This is a genomic window from Winogradskyella sp. Asnod2-B02-A, assembly GCF_045063645.1.
Lineage (GTDB): Bacteria > Bacteroidota > Bacteroidia > Flavobacteriales > Flavobacteriaceae > Winogradskyella.
In genome coordinates this window covers 328,593-345,830 of sequence record NZ_JBEFOG010000026.1, presented here as the reverse complement: position 1 = coordinate 345,830, position 17,238 = coordinate 328,593, and the positions used below count along the sequence as shown (strand labels likewise).

The 17,238-nt window shown below is 32.5% G+C and carries 16 protein-coding genes; 9 read left to right on the top strand and 7 right to left on the bottom strand.

Translation table 11 applies throughout. The annotated features are described in order from the left end of the window. The first annotated feature begins 170 nt into the window (after positions 1-170). The 5 genes from ACJJVO_RS05020 to lpxD all read left to right on the top strand — a co-directional run bounded on the left by ACJJVO_RS05020 (position 171) and on the right by lpxD (position 6,503). Positions 171-1,724 (top strand): DEAD/DEAH box helicase, encoded by a 1,554-nt coding sequence (locus ACJJVO_RS05020; RefSeq protein ID WP_405571210.1) that lies wholly within the window; start codon positions 171-173, stop codon positions 1,722-1,724. Between the two features lie 91 nt (positions 1,725-1,815). After that, positions 1,816-2,265 (top strand): KTSC domain-containing protein, encoded by a 450-nt coding sequence (locus ACJJVO_RS05015; protein ID WP_405571208.1) that lies wholly within the window; start codon positions 1,816-1,818, stop codon positions 2,263-2,265. A gap of 32 nt (positions 2,266-2,297) precedes the next feature. Further along, positions 2,298-3,848, top strand: a complete 1,551-nt coding sequence (locus tag ACJJVO_RS05010; RefSeq protein ID WP_405571206.1) for an SDR family NAD(P)-dependent oxidoreductase — start codon at positions 2,298-2,300, stop codon at positions 3,846-3,848. A gap of 191 nt (positions 3,849-4,039) precedes the next feature. Further along, positions 4,040-5,158, top strand: coding sequence for a DEAD/DEAH box helicase (locus ACJJVO_RS05005; RefSeq protein ID WP_405571203.1), 1,119 nt, complete (start codon positions 4,040-4,042; stop codon positions 5,156-5,158). A 355-nt stretch (positions 5,159-5,513) separates the two neighbouring features. Further along, positions 5,514-6,503, top strand: coding sequence for a UDP-3-O-(3-hydroxymyristoyl)glucosamine N-acyltransferase (gene lpxD, locus ACJJVO_RS05000; RefSeq protein WP_405571200.1), 990 nt, complete (start codon positions 5,514-5,516; stop codon positions 6,501-6,503). 171 nt (positions 6,504-6,674) lie between these two features. Here lpxD and ACJJVO_RS04995 read toward each other — a convergent pair whose 3' ends face one another. Beyond that, the gene (locus tag ACJJVO_RS04995; protein WP_115816601.1) at positions 6,675-6,938 is read right to left on the bottom strand and encodes a hypothetical protein; all 264 of its coding nucleotides are present in this window, start codon (positions 6,936-6,938) and stop codon (positions 6,675-6,677) included. Between the two features lie 206 nt (positions 6,939-7,144). Here ACJJVO_RS04995 and ACJJVO_RS04990 point away from each other — a divergent pair, with 206 nt between their 5' ends. The 3 genes from ACJJVO_RS04990 to ACJJVO_RS04980 all read left to right on the top strand — a co-directional run bounded on the left by ACJJVO_RS04990 (position 7,145) and on the right by ACJJVO_RS04980 (position 8,970). After that, complete coding sequence (locus ACJJVO_RS04990) at positions 7,145-7,336, top strand: cold-shock protein (protein ID WP_115816600.1); 192 nt, start codon at positions 7,145-7,147, stop codon at positions 7,334-7,336. A 209-nt stretch (positions 7,337-7,545) separates the two neighbouring features. Continuing rightward, a complete protein-coding gene (locus ACJJVO_RS04985; RefSeq protein ID WP_405571197.1) occupies positions 7,546-8,052 on the top strand; it encodes a peroxiredoxin-like family protein in 507 nt (168 codons plus the stop codon). A gap of 42 nt (positions 8,053-8,094) precedes the next feature. Further along, positions 8,095-8,970: a YihY/virulence factor BrkB family protein gene (locus ACJJVO_RS04980; protein WP_405571196.1), complete on the top strand. Its 876-nt coding sequence runs from the start codon at positions 8,095-8,097 to the stop codon at positions 8,968-8,970. Positions 8,971-9,082: 112 nt separating this feature from the next. On the opposite strand, the gene ACJJVO_RS04975 is transcribed toward ACJJVO_RS04980, so the two are convergent. Beyond that, a complete protein-coding gene (locus ACJJVO_RS04975; protein ID WP_405571194.1) occupies positions 9,083-9,469 on the bottom strand; it encodes a hypothetical protein in 387 nt (128 codons plus the stop codon). A 2-nt stretch (positions 9,470-9,471) separates the two neighbouring features. Further along, positions 9,472-9,783, bottom strand: a complete 312-nt coding sequence (locus ACJJVO_RS04970; RefSeq protein WP_405571192.1) for an HPF/RaiA family ribosome-associated protein — start codon at positions 9,781-9,783, stop codon at positions 9,472-9,474. A 147-nt stretch (positions 9,784-9,930) separates the two neighbouring features. On the opposite strand from ACJJVO_RS04970, the gene ACJJVO_RS04965 reads away from it, so the two are divergent. Next, positions 9,931-10,659 (top strand): hypothetical protein, encoded by a 729-nt coding sequence (locus tag ACJJVO_RS04965; RefSeq protein ID WP_405571189.1) that lies wholly within the window; start codon positions 9,931-9,933, stop codon positions 10,657-10,659. A gap of 366 nt (positions 10,660-11,025) precedes the next feature. Here ACJJVO_RS04965 and ACJJVO_RS04960 read toward each other — a convergent pair whose 3' ends face one another. From ACJJVO_RS04960 to ACJJVO_RS04945, 4 genes are read right to left on the bottom strand one after another with little or no spacing between them, the layout of a single operon-like run. After that, a complete protein-coding gene (locus tag ACJJVO_RS04960; RefSeq protein ID WP_405571187.1) occupies positions 11,026-11,955 on the bottom strand; it encodes a hypothetical protein in 930 nt (309 codons plus the stop codon). Then, positions 11,945-15,286 carry a hypothetical protein gene (locus tag ACJJVO_RS04955; RefSeq protein WP_405571184.1) on the bottom strand — a complete coding sequence of 1,114 codons (3,342 nt, stop codon included), beginning with the start codon at positions 15,284-15,286 and terminating at the stop codon, positions 11,945-11,947. The genes ACJJVO_RS04960 and ACJJVO_RS04955 overlap by 11 nt, the downstream gene beginning before the upstream one ends. Then, entirely contained in the window at positions 15,276-15,950 is a 675-nt protein-coding gene (locus ACJJVO_RS04950; RefSeq protein ID WP_405571181.1) for a condensin complex protein MksE, read from the bottom strand. The genes ACJJVO_RS04955 and ACJJVO_RS04950 overlap by 11 nt, the downstream gene beginning before the upstream one ends. Beyond that, a complete protein-coding gene (locus ACJJVO_RS04945; RefSeq protein WP_405571179.1) occupies positions 15,923-17,236 on the bottom strand; it encodes a hypothetical protein in 1,314 nt (437 codons plus the stop codon). Before ACJJVO_RS04945 ends, ACJJVO_RS04950 begins: the two co-directional genes overlap by 28 nt. Positions 17,237-17,238: the final 2 nt, after the last annotated feature.

Genomic DNA, 17,238 nt, shown 5'->3' with positions numbered 1-17,238 from the left:
TCAATTATTTTTGTGCTATAACAATTTAAAATAGTATGAAAAAGAAAAAAGGTAAGCATTAAGTTTATCGTTTTGGTTAGGTTGAAAAAGCATCAATTCAATTGATGCTTTTTTTGTGGGCCAAAGTGTTGTAAATTTGCAACTTCAAAATTTAATCCGAAACAAAATTTATGTCTCAAACAAATCAAGCTCTTAAAGAAAAAAAAACCGATAAAGAATTATATGACTACCAACAAGGAGCAATAAGCCAGATTTTTGAAAAGTTCGATTCTGAACGCGAAGATTATCACTTATTATATCAGTTACCAACTGGTGGTGGAAAAACGGTAATTTTCTCTGAAATGGTGCGCCAATACCTTAAAAATCACAAAAAGAAGGTGTTAATAATGACGCACAGAGTGGAACTTTGTAACCAAACATCTAAAATGTTAGATGGTTTTGGTGTGACAAATAAAGTGGTAAATAGTAAGGCTAATTTAGACGATCAAGCAGACTATTCTTGCTTTGTAGCCATGGTAGAAACCTTAAATAATAGACTAAATGACGACATGTTAGATATCTCTGATGTTGGTTTAGTAATTATTGATGAGGCGCATTACAACTCATTTACCAAACTCTTTAAGTTTTTTGAAAAATCTTTTATTCTAGGAGTAACAGCAACCCCTTTAAGTTCTAATAAAGAGTTGCCAATGAAGGATAATTACGATGAACTTATTACTGGAGAAACTATTGAGAATCTTATAGAAAATGAGTTTTTGGCAAGAGCAGAAACTTATGCTTACGATATGGGATTAACGTCTTTAGAAGTTGGTTCTAATGGAGACTATACGGTGAAATCATCAGAAGATTTATACTCTAGTCCTGCGATGCTTCAAAAATTAGTTGATGCCTATAAAAAACATTCGCTAGGGAAGAAGGCCTTAATATTTAACAATGGTATTAATACCTCAATAAGCGTATATTATGCTTTTAAGGAAGCAGATCTTCCTATTATGCACTTGGATAATACCGCAACGAAGAAGCAACGTAAGCAAATTTTACAGTGGTTTCATGAAACTCCAGATGCTATATTAACATCGGTAAGTATCTTAACTACTGGTTTTGATGAACCAACCATTGATACTATTATATTAAACAGAGCAACTAAATCGTTAACCTTATATTACCAAATGATTGGTCGTGGTTCTCGTATATTGAATAATAAATCGAAATTTACAACCATAGATTTAGGTAACAACCTTTATAGATTTGGACCTTGGGGAGCAGATTTAGATTGGCAATTAATATTTAAATCTCCAAATTGGTATGCAGATCGTATTAAGGATGATGAAGTTATTGAATCTACCTTTAAGCATGATTTATCTGATGAAATTAAAGAAGAATTCTCTAAATCTGAAGAAACCTATTTTGATATCAAACAAACCTACAAAGATGCTGTAGATAGTGGTGAATCTTCAAAAGTAGTCTTAGAACGCTCTATTGAACAGCATGCTAAAATTTGTATTGAAAACAGTGAGGATGTTTATGATGCACTTGCATTGGCTAAACTGTTAAAAGACGATATTAATCAACGTATTGAAACCTATGCAAAATGCATTAGCCGAAGTACTTATAACTTTCTAAAATGGTTAAAAGATGATTATCAGAAAAAACTAAACTCATACTTAAGAACTAACTTTGATGAAAAATTTGAGGAAATTCATGGGTTTCCGCCAGAAGATTAAGGTTTTAACTAACAGAATTATTATAATAAAATAATTACACCTTCATCTTATAAAATAGCGTAATTTCGCGCCTCAAAATAAAACACTAGTAATGAAACGCATCAACCAGTACAAAAAGTTATTTTCTATAGAAGATTCAATAGATTTAAAGACTTTAAAAAAGACTTATAGAAACTTAGTAAAAGAATGGCATCCAGACAAATTTCAAGATGGAGATGCTGGACAAGAAGAGGCGGAATTAAAAAGTGTTGAAATCATTGATGGTTACCATTTTTTAGTGAGTATTGCACCAGAAACAAAGGCTGCAAACTTAGAAGAATATACAGCAACCATAACTAATTCTACAATTTTAGATTTTCAACATAAAGGATTGCTTTTAGAAATTACATTTCAAGATGGTGCTACTTATGAGTATTTCGGAGTTCCTAAAGGTGTCTTTATCAAATTTTTAAATTCAGATAAACAAATGCGATTTGCAAGACGTAGCATCTTTAATTCGTATACCTACAGAAAGTCTAAGAAAGAACTTCAAGAAGCATAAAATAACTTAGAAAGTAGTCCTAAATTATAGTTATGAGTAACGATAAACCAGATAATATAGAAGAAATCTCAATCAATGAGATTGAAAAGTGTATTTCTATTTTAGAACGATTAGTTACTGATACAGATCAAATTTTCGAAATTCCAAAAGCACAACGAACAGCTTTAATTAAAGTCTCAGGACAATTATCGCGTCCTAGTAGAGAAGAATTTTCTAGAAGAAAAAAAGATGCTAAAAAAGCTGCGAAGCGAAAGCAAGCCGCTAGAGATAAAAATGCTCGTAAAGAAACAGGTATTAGAAGTGCAAGAGAAGCACATATTTTTGTTGCACCAAAATTGTTACCTGAAGCCGATTTAAAAGCTAAAGAACAATTAGAGCTAGAATCTCCTCGAAACTGCTACGTTTGTAAAACATTATTCACCAAATTGCATCATTTTTATGATACCATGTGCGAAGAATGTGGCGATTTTAACTATGCCAAACGTTTTCAAACCGCAGATGTTAAAGGTCAGGTGGCTGTGATTACAGGTTCGCGATTAAAAATTGGTTATCATATTACTTTAATGTTATTACGTGGAGGAGCAACGGTTGTTGCTACGACGCGTTTTCCTGTAGATTCTGCATTACGTTTTTCACAAGAAGAAGACTTTACAGAATGGGGACATCGCTTAAAAATTCATGGACTTGATTTAAGACACATTCCTAGTGTAGAAATCTTCTGTAATTTTATAGAACAACGTTACGAAAAGCTAGATATTCTTATCAATAATGCTGCGCAGACTGTAAGACGACCAGCTGGTTTTTACAGTCATTTAATGCCAAATGAAGAACGACCAATAGAAGAGTTGCCTAAATTTGCACGCGATTTATTAAACGATCATACCGAATGTTTAATGGAGTTAAAAGAATTAACTTCGGGAGCATCACCAAGTAAAAACATGCCAGTAACATGGCATGGTCCAGAGCCTGGTATTGGTTTAAGAGCATCGGCTAAATTATCTCAGATTCCTTATAGTTTTGATAATACTTTAGTGTCTCAAGAGGTTTTTCCAGAAGGAGAATTAGATGCCGATTTACAACAAGTTGATTTACGTAAAACCAACAGTTGGAGATTAAAATTAGGTGAGATTGAAACCACAGAAATGATTGAAGTGCAACTTGTAAATTCTGTAGCACCATTTGTATTGTGTAATCGCTTATCTGAAGTAATGAAGAAGGAAAACACAGGTAAGAAGCACATTATCAATGTTTCAGCAATGGAAGGGAAGTTTCATTCATTCTTTAAAGAAGATCGTCATCCACATACCAACATGGCAAAAGCCGCTTTAAATATGTTAACGCATACTGCAGCTGGTAGTTTAGCCAAAGAAGGTATTTATATGAATGCCGTTGATACAGGTTGGGTAACTGACGAAGATCCTGCTGAATTAGCAAAACGAAAACAAGACTTACACGATTTTCAACCACCTTTAGATATAGTTGATGGTGCTGCAAGAGTTATGGATCCATTGTTTGATGGTATTAACACAGGTAAACATTGGTCTGGAAAATTCTTGAAGGATTATCGTCCTATTAGTTGGTAGATAAACATTCTCATTCCGATTTATAACCTCAGTTCGATTGATTTTGACGCATGAAAAATCGTATTGAGAACACATCTTATTAAAAATTCTTATTCTCGATACAAATTTTACCCATTTTCAAATATAAAATTTACTTGAATTGACGAATTTCATTGAAAGAACAAATTACCTTTGCACCACAATTAAATATTATGACAACATTTTCACAATTAGGAATACATAAGAATTACATAAAAGGTTTAAAAGAACTTAATATTGTAAATCCTACAGAAATACAAGAAACTGTAATTCCTATTTTATTAAAATCTAAAACAGATTTAATAGGCTTAGCACAAACAGGAACAGGAAAAACTGCAGCTTTTGGCTTGCCTGTTTTACACGCAATTGACACTAATAATTCTGATGTTCAAGCCTTAATTATTGCACCAACACGCGAATTAGTGCAACAAATACAAAAACAACTCTTTAGATTCACGAAGTATATAGATCAAAAGATTTTCTCAGAAGGTGTGTATGGTGGTGAAAAAATAGACAGACAAATTAAAAACTTAACCAGAACAACACATATTGTTGTGGCAACACCAGGCCGTTTACTAGATTTGGTAGAGCGTGGTGCGGTAGATATTTCTAATGTAAAAATCTTAGTTTTAGATGAAGCAGATGAAATGTTAAGCATGGGTTTTAAAGAAGACTTAACTAAAATTTTAGCATATAACACTAAGAAACGTAATACTTGGTTATTTTCTGCAACAATGCCAGAGGGAATTAAAAACATCGTTAAAACGTATATGGCTAAAGATGCTGTTAGAGTTGAAGTAAATAAAAATGCTTTGGTGAACGAAAACATTTCGCATCATTTTGTTCACACAAGTATCAAAGATAAGTTGAATATAATTATCCGCATCTTAGAAAAACGCCAAGATGAAAGAGGTATTATTTTCTGTAAAACTAAAGCAGGTACGCAAGCTTTAACACACCAATTACAACAAGAAGGTTTTGCGGTTGGTGCCTTAGAAGGAGACATGCAACAAAGAGATCGCGATAAAGTAATGCGTGCTTTTAAAAATGAAAGCTTACAGGTATTGATTTCTACAGATGTTTCGGCAAGAGGTATTGATGTTAATAATTTGGCTTTTATATTACATCACCAATTACCAGAACACTTAGAATATTACACGCACCGAAGTGGAAGAACGGCTAGAGCTGGCAAAACCGGACAATCTATTGCTTTAATTATTCCAGGTGAAATGCAAAAAATCCTAGATACACAGAAAGCTTTAGGGATTACATTTAAAGAAATTTCGATTTAATAAAAGTATGAATCGTCATCATTTTTATATAGTAGATTCCTGCCTTCGCAGGAATGATAATCTCTAGTTTGTAACGACTAACGTACTTATTGACGTCACTTCGAGTGAAATTTCTTTTTCTGGAATTTTGTATCGAGAAGCGTAGGTATACGAGAAGTTCTCGATACGATTTTTCATGCTTCAAAATCACTCGAACTGACGTTTTGGATTATATATAACTATCGATACCTATTATGTTCTGTCAAGAGATGAGAAATCATTCGCATTGATAGAATTCTTCAAACTACGACATTCGTCATTTTCATTTATTAGTATTATCTTGTGTGTCTATTAATAAACATACAATTATATATCAATGATATCATTCACTATAGAAGACATTAACGCCTTTGTAAATGGCGAAGTTGTAGGTACAACTACACATAAAATTACAGGATTAGAACAAATTCAAAAAGCAACCGAAAATCAGGCGACCTTTATTGGAAACAGAAAGTTTGCAGCACTTTGGAAAGATTCTAAAGCAAGTTTAGCTATTGTAAATGATAATTTAGACCTAGAACCAGGTGAAAATCGTGTATTGATTAAAGTAAAGAATGCCGATTTAACAATGGCCAAATTACTAGAGTCTTTTACACCTGCAACACCTCATTTTGAAACCGAAATTCATCCTTCTGCCATAGTTGATGCGTCTGCTAAAGTTGGCGCTGGAACTAGAGTAGGAGCTGGTTCTTACATTGGTAAAGATGTGGTTTTGGGCGAAAATGTAACCATTTATCCTAATGTTACTATTTTAGACGAAACTACTATTGGAGATTCTACCACAGTTTGGTCTGGTACTGTAATTAGAGAGCGTTCTGTTATTGGAAGCCATTGCATTTTTCATAATAATGTGAGTATTGGAGCAGATGGTTTTGGGTATCGTCCAAGTGATGATGGCAGAGGCTTAGTTAAGATTCCACATATAGGAAACGTTGTTATTGGTAACGGAGTAGAAATAGGAGCCAATTCTTGTGTAGATCGTGGTAAATTTAGTTCTACCATATTAGGAGACGGTTGTAAGATTGATAATTTAGTTCAGATTGCTCATAATTGTGTGCTTGGAAGATCTTGTATAATGGCTGGAAGTTCTGGGCTTGCTGGTTCGGTAACTTTAGGTGATGGAGTAATTATTGGCGGTTCTGCGTCTATAAAAGATCATACCACTATTCATTCTGGTGCGACTGTAGGAGCAGGTTCTGGTGTTATGAATGATGTTGCAGCTGGAAAAACAGTTTTAGGTTATCCTGCTGTTGATTCTAGAGAAATGTTAAAACAATGGGTAGCGTTGAGAAAACTAGCGCGTTAACCTAAATCACATTTATAAACAAACATTTTTTCGTCACTTCGAGTGAAATTCGCTTTTTAGAATTTTGTATCGAGAAGCTTTTGAATACTAGAGGTTCTCGATACATTTCAACAAAAAAGTTGAAATACTCGAACTGACGTTACTATATAAATTGTTATTTAAGGCGAAAAATTAAGCCGATTTCTGTTCTACATTTTGCTTTAAATGTAATAAGCCAGCGACCATACCATCTAATTCGTGTTCTAAGAAGTTGGCATTTCTTTTACTAAATCCTTTAATGGTGTTGGCATAGAGTTCAATTCCAGCATGTTTAATGCAAACGCTGTAGGTGTCGTTTTCTGCATCTAATTTTACTGAAGTTCTGTAATCACTAGAAATTAATAACCAGTAGCATAAACTATTAATCTGGTTAAACAAAGAGAATTTTGTTTCCATAATATTTAGATTTAATAGACTGAGGGAAATCCTCGGCTAAGGTATTGGCAATTCGGTTTTGTTTCAAATATTAGTGATGTAGTTACTGCTTTTATCGACGACTTGTTTGTAATTCACTTAAAATCCGACAATTAACATGTCTTTTAACTTTGGCATCATATTTGAATACTACTAAGTAATTATTAAAAATTAAATATAATATTATTATGAGTACAGGAACAGTAAAATTCTTCAACGATGCAAAAGGCTTCGGATTTATTACAGAAGAAGGTTCAAACAAAGAACATTTTGTTCACATTTCTGGATTGGTTGACGAAATTCGTGAAGGCGATACCGTTGAATTCGATCTTACAGAAGGAAAAAAAGGATTAAACGCAGTAAACGTAAAAGTTATCTAATATATCGCTTAACCTCAGTTATGAAAGCCCATCACCATGTGATGGGCTTTTTTGGTTATAATTCTTTCTGTTTAATCTTTCATAATTCTTTGCTTATGCTTTCGCATTAATAGTTTTTGCATACGAGATAATAGGTATAATAATGAAAATCTACCTTAGAGCTTTGTGACATTAGATGAAAAGATATTAATAATTAAAACGAAAAAGACATGATAAAACCAAGACAGAAAACACCAGATTTATCTATTAATTTAGTAAATGGTACCGAATGGACCTTAAGCAAACAGCATCCAGAAGCCTTTACATTACTTATTGTTTATAGAGGTCTTCATTGTCCGGTGTGTAAAAAGTACTTAGAAGAATTACAGACCAAATTACCAAAGTTTAATGATTTGGGTGTTAATGTGATTGCTATAAGCAGTGATACTGAAGCTAAAGCTAAGCAAACGTATTCAGATTGGGCTATTGCAGATATTCCTTTAGGTTATGAGTTTCCCATAGAAGCAGCACGAGAATGGGGTTTATTTATTTCTAAAGGTATAAAGCAAGAACCAGATATGTTTATAGAGCCAGGATTATTTGTGATTAGACCTAATCAAGAATTGTATTGTGCTTCTATACAAACAATTCCATTTGCAAGACCAGGATTAGAGGATGTAATTAATGCCATCAAATTTATATTACATAAAGATTATCCTGCTAGAGGAGAGGCGTAATCGTCATTTATAGTAACCTTATTTTTTAAACTAATTCTAAATATGAGTAGTTCCCATAACTTTAAAATTCAACATTTACCACGATTATTAGTAGCTGCTGCTAAATCGTGGTTTAATGGAGAACCCTTTCAACGTAGTGCAATTGTGGCTTATTATGCCGTTTTATCGCTACCTGCTTTAGTGATTATTATACTAAAGCTGGTGGGCAGTTTTTGGGGAGAAGACATTGTGCAAGGGGAAATTCTCAATGAAATATCTAAGGCCATAGGACCAGATGCTGCTGATGCTATTAGAACTATGATAGAAAACCGTAGTGATGAGCAAACCTCTGTATTTGCTACCGTTATTGGTATTGGAACGTTGTTATATGGTTCTACAGGTGTGTTTTTTCAGTTACAATCTGCTTTAGATACCATTTGGCAACAAGAACCTTCTTATCAAAATAACGTTGTTGCTACTTTGATGAGTCGTGTAAAGAGTTTTGGATTTATACTTATTTTAGGTTTTATATTACTAACTAGTTTTATATTAACGTCTTTATTGAGTACGTTTAGCAAGCAATTGAACCGCTTTTTACCAGATAATCTCTTTGATTATTTGTTTGTGATTGATTTTATAGTCTCTGTAGGCTTCATTTACTTATTGTTTGCTGCCATGTTTAAATATTTACCATCTGCCAAAATTACTTGGAAATCTGTACGTACAGGTGCTGCATTAACTACCGTTATGTTTTTAATTGGTAAATATGTCCTCGCCTTGTATTTTAACACCATGGAACCAGGTTCTACCTATGGTGCAGCAGGTTCAATTATATTAATTATGCTTTGGGTGTCTTATTCTAGTTTAATACTATTGTATGGTGCACACTTTACAAAACAATATGCTGATAAGTATGTAGAAGGAGATTACATTTCTTAAGGCATAGATTATATTTCAATTATTGCATTAAAAAAAGCCTGTAAACATTACGTTTACAGGCTTTCTCGCTACTAACCAACCAAAGCGTTGATATTATTAAAATGTTTTACAATTAAGGTTTAGAAATCTCACTCGTATCTGCATCTATAAATTCTAATACCTTAGATGGATTTGTTATGAGTTTAGCTTTATCCTTAGTAAAAACAATCGCTCCTTTTAAAGCCGAAGGGTTTTCTCTTAATATAGTAATGCAATCCGAATCACTGAAGCTACTAATGTCTCCAGCAATTTCTTTTGAGTTAATAAGGTGGCACAAATTAGTCTCTAAGCGTTCTGCTAATTCTGCCCATTGTGTTCCGGTAATCTGTTCCGTTGAAATATCTAGAGGTAGCACACTTTTTTCTGAAGCCGTTATATAAGCTAGTGTCTGTTTACCAGTAGTAGCTTTACTGTTGTAAACGCAGGTAATTTGTCTGTTGTCGTCGCTAAATACTCCCATAATTAATGCGTTTTCATCATTTCTTTACGTCTTTTTAATTGAGACGTCAAATCTCTAACCGTTTCTGAAACAGCATCTTGAAAATTATAACTCGATGATTCTGCAAAGAGGCGAGGACCAGGAGCGCTTAAACGGATACCACAGATTTTACCTGTTTTATCTGATGCGGTGTTTTCCGTTTTAAAGAAAACATCTGCACGAATTACAAAATCGAATTTTGTGAATATTGCATTTAGTTTTTCTTTAGTATAAGTTTCTAAAACGTCACTTGCAGAAACGTCGTGGTACTCGAAAATAATATTTGTGTTTTCCATGTTCAATTTGTTTTAAAAGTTTAATTATTTCGAAGTTAGACAGAATACCAGATAATCATTAACTCGTATGCTATTGATCTTAACTATATTCTTTTAATGCCTAACGGGTTAGCTTAATAAGTTCTAAAAAGTTTGTATTTTAACGTCATGAAGCTGTTTAATAAACTTAGATTTAATATGGTAGAAGGGAAGCGCTTAAAGAATTACCTGCTTTATGCCATAGGTGAAATTATATTAGTTGTGTTTGGTATTCTTATTGCGTTATACCTTAATAATTGGAGCAATCAAAACCAGATTAAAGCAACAAATGTGGCTTTACAGCAAAAGGTACTAGCGCAACTAGATAAGGATATTAGAGATATTGAAGCCTTTAGAAAGGAACTCGATACAGTAAATCAGGTGTATTTAAAAACACTTGGACGCGATTATGATCGTAGTAAAGTTAATGATGTTGGACTTTTATCTACCATATTATTTGAGGTAAAGGATTTAGGGCTTGATAAGCAAAACATAAATTGGATTGATAATGCAATATTAGATAATTCTGAAGCCTCAGAACATTTAGTGAATCTCAGTGGGACTTATAAATTGTATTTTAAAAATATTGATGATATTGAAAACATTATCTATAAAAAATTCGCTTCAAATCTTGAATATCTTGAAGCTACACAACCATGGTACACAAAATTATTGACAGATTTTAGATGTGAGAATGATTGTATTAATTATTTATTACATGATGAAGGCCATAAAGCTCGAATTTCTTCATTACGATTTTTATACGCAAATGGTTATGGTGATTTAGTTAAAGGCTTTTATTATGATTTGAGTAGAATGCGAAAGCAGTTAGTGGCATCTATGGAAGCTTCTAGATAGTTATTTGAAAAGGTAATGAAGTCTGTCTCTATAAATTCTATTTTACATAATATAAATTATAGGACACTCACTAACAATTAGCGTAATAGCGCTTTTCAGCGATATTTGACATAATCATACCACTGGATGCTTTTATTTCTATAGTATGTCAAATGTCCGCTGTCAACCGCATATTGCGTTGATAAAATCAAATTACTATTGTAATTTATTTTATATGCAATTTCCAGCCGCTTGCCAGCCGCACAATAAAAGCTATCTTTTTAGTTCTATTAAAAATCGCGTAAACGACAAAATGTACGTGATAAAAAATTTTAGACGATTCTCGTGGATTGCATTGAAATTCTATTTTACATAATATTAAATAAACTAAATTTTAAGTTCATCAACCATCTTTACCAAATCATTCGATTCTTCTTCGATCCATTGCTTTTTTGATATTAGCTGTTTTATGAGTTGAATTGTACTTTCAGAATAAATAGTATTATCTAAACCTGAAAAGCTTTGATCATAATGCCAATCACTATTATGATTTTTTGAATAAACGCTCTTTGCTTTTCCAATTGCTGAAGGATAGAGTAATTTTATTTTAGGTATTTTCTCTTGAATACGCTGATAAATAACTAATCCATGATAGTCCCAATCACACGAATAAAAGATAGGATAATCAATAGATGGTAAATGATCTAATTTTTTAATATTGTTTCCTCCAACATACCACAACCAGATATTATGCTCTCTCGCTACCTCAGGATATAAAAGAAAATCTAAATTTTCACATAGTACAATCAGCTTTGGGGTTTCACAATCCAATACAGTCCTATATTGCAAATCTTTCGGGTCAACTCCAACAAATTGTTTTAAATCGAGGATATTGAGTATTGCTTTCTCCAATGATGACTCAGGAATTAAATATTTAGCATCTTCTTCAAAAAAATGATTTGAAAACTTCTTTCTGCTATACTGCTGTTCTAAAATCTGTTCTTTTTGATTAGCAATAAGCATCAATACTCGAATGTCTCTTTCTTTATAATTGGATTGAGGCTTTAAGAATGTGTATTGATTAAAAAAGTCGAGATATTCCTGAAAGTGGCTTTCGAAGCGTTCTTTGTAAAATGAATCAAAATTTGTCGCAGGAACTAACACCCTTGTATTGGCAGGTTTATGATCTATTAACCCTTTTACTTCAAAAAGAAACTTGATATAGGGATGCTTTTGAATTTTGGCTCTGGTAAATCTTTTATGATATAAATCATTTAAAGCTTTTAGTTCTCTCCATGATAGATTTTCATTCAACATCTTTTCGAGATTTATTATAAATAAATGATTCTATATCCTCCTCTACCCTTTCATCACTAAAGATACCCAAAGGCGGCACGTAAGTGGTGTCGTCTGCTAAATTATTCTCACTCATCAGGTAAATGTATTGCTCCCCTTCTTCAATCTCTCCAGCTGTTTCAATAGACATGGAAATAATCTGGTACTTCTCTTTTTTTGCCAAATCGTGTAGCATGTTATAATTGTTGCCCAAACCTTCCGCTTCATCAATAGGCATAACTTGAATTCCTCTTCTATTTTTGGTTTCAATCAACGACAACCTCGCTAAACCGAGCAAGGCGTTAGCAGTATAAGTTTGTCCTTGACTTCCTGCATTACTTTCACCACTCTCCAGTTTAATATCAAAATCCAAATCGAAATAAGACTTAGGGTTTAGAATATCTTCTATTGTCGCTTTTGTACTACCTCCTTCATTTTGAAAGGCCGAAAGCATCATTTTATTAATGTCTATTTCTTTTTTCAAATCTTCAAAAAACCCAACATTTGTTCTAACTTCTGCTAATTTTTCATCCAGTTGTTTACGAAATGGATTCATCCATTTGGAAGGATAATCCATTGACGATTTATACTTCAGTGATGCTTTGTTATTTCCCGTAATGGCGTGGTTTTGCTTTTTTAGATAGTTATCTATTAACTGAATTTTTTCTAGATATTGATTATATGTATTATACACTTCTGTCAACACTCTTTTTAAAATCTCGACTTTTCTGGAACCTATCTCCTGAACGGATTTCATTAAAGCACTTAATCGTTCGGCTATTTTATCGTCAACTTTACTGATCTCAATTTTAGAATTTGGAAAAACGGTTGGTAACAGCTTATGAGCTAGCATTCCCACCGAATAGTCTATTAATTGAGATTGATCTTCGATTGTTTCTTTTATAGTGTCATATCTTTCTTGAAACTTTGTTTCAAGTTTCTGATACTGTTCCTTCAGGCAATTTTGTCCATCATCGGGATTATAATCTACATGTTTAGGTTCTTCAGTAAAATCAAAATCTTCATGAAAAACAGATAGGTAATCATTTTTAGCTTCTTGTAATTTATATTTTGTCTCCGCTTTTAATCTTTTCGAATTAATCTTTTCATTCTCCTTTTCATACAGTTCGATTTTTATATCAGCTTTTAGTACTATAATCCTGTTCAAGGTTGGTTCGGAAGGAAACAGATCTTTATATGAACCTTCCATTACTGATTCCTGTGTATAATCTTTGATTTCTGAGTTAAGTATTTCTAATTGTATCTTTCTTTTATTAATTAGTTGATTAGTTTCCTCATTGCTAAGCCTCCTTTTATCAAAATGTGTTAAAATAGGTTGTAATTGCAAATTGATATGTTCTTTCTTTTTTTCTATTGACTGACCTTTCGATCTAATAGAAATATAGGTAGATTCAGCACCCTTATAATTTAGAACTACACTATCTTTTATTTGATACATTGCAAGATATTTGTCAAATTCTTCCTGACTAATTCTAAATTCAGGGTCAAGTTGAAAAGTCTCTATTTCCTCTTTATTGGAGAATAATTGAACCGCTTTTTCTAATCCTGCGTATTCAAACAATGCTTTTTTTAATGCTTCAACTTCTAGTTTCTCCTTTTCCAGTTCCGATAGTTCTTGCCTAACATTGCTGTTTATCTTGGAAAGTTGGTTGAGTATCTTTTTAGCGTCTGTGCCGTTCAAATACTGTTTAGGCATATATCTGATATATTCATAAACTCCATCTAAATTGACCCAAAAGCCATCCTTGGATTTATCCTTAATATCTAATCCATTAAATAATTCTTCTGGAAACGGCAAATACCTTTTACCTGCCTTCAGTTCTGTTTTTTCTCTCGGTAAAGATTGAAAATGTACCAATACACTCTCAACTTCAGATGTAAGTGGTAATTCCAAATTATCTTTCGCCCATATAGCTAAAGAATCTTCGTTTTTCTCATCAGAAAAGACAGCTAGAGCTTTTAGCTCTTCTATTTTTGCTATTAGTATTGCTATTTCATACTCAAAGTTTAATGAAGTCTGATTAAAGTCCTTTAACCATTCTGATTTTTCAAAAGCTTCAAATTGCTTATTAATCTTCAAGTGTTGAATAAAACTTTGTAGTATTTCCTTTTCGATTATTTTATCTTGTTGTTCTTTATAAACTTGTTTTAGCTTCTCAACTTTATTGTAACGCCCTAACCATTCATCCATCTTATCAATTTTCTTCTTTTGATCAGAAGCTAGTTCAAACTGTTGCTTTGGATGAATAATTCCCTCCTTGTAAGATTCCTTTGAAGATTGTATTTTCGTCAAATTAGAAAGTAATGATTTAAGTTTTTGAAGCTCTACTATTTCTAATTCTATCTCTTTTTTGTTTATTAAAAGCCATTTGGTATAACTCTTACGATAGTTTTTTTTTGCTTTTTTATAAATTGATTTACTTTCATTGAACTTACATTCCCAAAACCAATTTTTAGCAGTGTAGTACTCTAGCTGTTTATCTGTGAAAAAATTGTAAACTTTTATGATATTTTTAACCTGCTCTTGTTTCTTATCAATTCTTTGTATTTCTTTCGTATAGCGTTCTTGTTCATGAAATTCATTCTGGATTCCTGTTACTTCCTCTTTATATTTCTGCATGATTCTATCTTGTTCAGTATCACCAAACAGAAATTTCTTCAAAGAATGAGTATCTTTTTTAAAGCCTTTGCCTCTTGAAAAAGAGCGTAGTATACTTGCGTAACTATCTAAGGTTTTATCATAATTGAAATCTAAAGCAATCAAGCCATTATTAAATAATAATTGGTGATAATCCTTCAAATTAAAACGTTTTAATCTTACTTCTGTAAGTTGCTCTTGCAAAACTTCCACTCGTTGTATTGCATTATCAAGTAATAAATCCTTATTGTATATAGGGCTTGAAAGAGCTGTTAAATCACTTTCCCAGTCGTAGCTCCCTTGGATAATGAAAGGGTCAGCCTTATTATTAGAACTTTCTATAAATACTCCAATAACAAGATATTTCTCATGCGCAACTTCTATATTCAAAAAAGTATATGCCAAACCGTGTTGTTTACCTTTAGGCTTTATAACCATTCCTTTAACATCGCGCACCTTGTTACTTTCAGTGGAGGACTTAAAAAGTTTAGAGCCAACTAAAATGAGTTGAAACATATCGGCAACCATGCTCTTTCCACTTCCACTTTCTCCACTAAAATCTGTTCGCAAAGGGTGAAAAATATAATCACAATTGAAGTGTTGCTTAATACCAATGGTTGATAGGCTATGGACTCTTGGGAAATTATTTTGCATTTTCGTTTTGGGCTAGTAATTGGTCGATATTATTAATTTGGCTTTGATAAAGAATTCTCAATCGCTCAAATGAAGGAAGTGGCTTAAAGCGATTTTTTATCTGATTATCCTCCCATTCAATCCATCCTAAATGATTAAAGGTATCAAATGCTTTTTTTATTAGTGCTATGACTTTTTCATCATTAAAATCAGTGCTTTTGCCGCTTCTTGAATTACTAATTAATTTGAACAGAGCTTCTTTTTCATCATCATACTCTGATATCAGAGTAGAAATAAAATCATCGACAGTATCTAATTCTATGTTGCCATCTATTTGATATAGCTTAAAGAATAGCATGCCAATAATAATTACTTCTGTGTCCAAATAATCTCTCGAAGATGTTGGTATTGCTCCACGATTACCTTCTTCAAAATCAATAAAATAATAGTGTTTAAAATCGTTGCCTTGTTTGCTTAAAATTATCTGAAATAACTCATAGTAATACAATTTTAAACTATCAAAATTTCGTTCTAGAAAGCGGAAAAGCTCACCAGGTTTGGGATAGTCTCTCTGTATATGAATACCACTTCTCAAGGCATAATCTAATTTGGCAAATACTTGTTCAACCTTATTATCATGCAAAAAATCATTGCGACTTACTTCTTCTGTATTCTCATCTCCCATAAGCTAAGGTTTTTAATTTCTTCATCTGATTGCTTTTCTTTATCTATTGTAACGGAATAGTCTTTCTCGTAAAAGCTCTTTTCTAGTACTTGTTGAGCCGTTTTTACTCCAATGCTTAGTCTTTTCTCTTCTTCTTTCAGAATTTTGAAGAAAAAAGGAGAAAAAGTTAATTCCCCTTTTTGCTCTATCTTTTGCACTGCTATTCTGGTCCAATACTTAACACGGTCTTTCTCATATTTCCATTTTAGAGCTTTATTCAACATTTTCTTTTGCCCCTCTTGGTTGACCTTCCTTTCAGATAGAATCTGTGCTGTTTTAGGGCTAATATCTTTTTCAGGAATAATTGTAAATTTTCGTTCTAAATCCTGTTTGCGAATTATCTTTCTTGGTATACCTTTTGGAAGGCTAATATTCCTTTGAGAGGATTTGGAATATGTCAATAAATATGTCAAAAATCGATCTGTTTTGCGATCGAAATCTCGTTGATTAAAATCGTAAATAAATTCTCGTATTCTTGGTTTAATCTTGTCGATTCTCTGACTTACTTGTTCTAATTGAGAACGAACATGATTATTAAACTCTCTTACCCTTCGATTGTCAATTAAATGCTCACTTTGCTCCTCTTCTTGAAGCATATTAGTTAGAATTTCATCAATATCATATGTACCTCTAAATGCTTTGGAAAGCTCTATTGCTTGCTCCTTGATTACCTCTAGTTTATTTTCTATTGATCGAATGAAAGCGATAATGTCATTCTTATTCTCTTCACTTTTAATAAGTTTTTTGAACTCTTCTACGGACTCATTAACTTGTTGATCTAAAATTTCAATCTGCTCACCCAATTGGATATGGCGTTCATTAAAATGATCTTCTATCCACAATTTGAAATCGCCCTGATCAACAGATTCTTTTAAACGATTATATAAATCGTCAAACCAACGTTTAATTTTAGCAGGACTATATCCTTCTATTAGTCTTTTTTGCGTGCGTTTGCAGAATTCTAAGCCATAGGGCTTTAAGCGATAGGTTTTGTTGGTTTTATCCCGCCAAATAAAATAATCCTGAAGTCTTAATATAATTGAGTTGTTTCTTTCGTATTCTTTTCTTGAACTTTGCTTGCCTAAATCTTTTAGAGTTTGATTTATAGTTCTAAGAAAATCATTTTCATTAAAATTATCTTCTCTAAACTTTTCGTAAAGCGACAGCAAAATCAAACCATCCGTTTTTTTCGGAATAATTTGATCATAATAATCTTTTGCTTCTTTATATAGATTAAAACTATCCATCC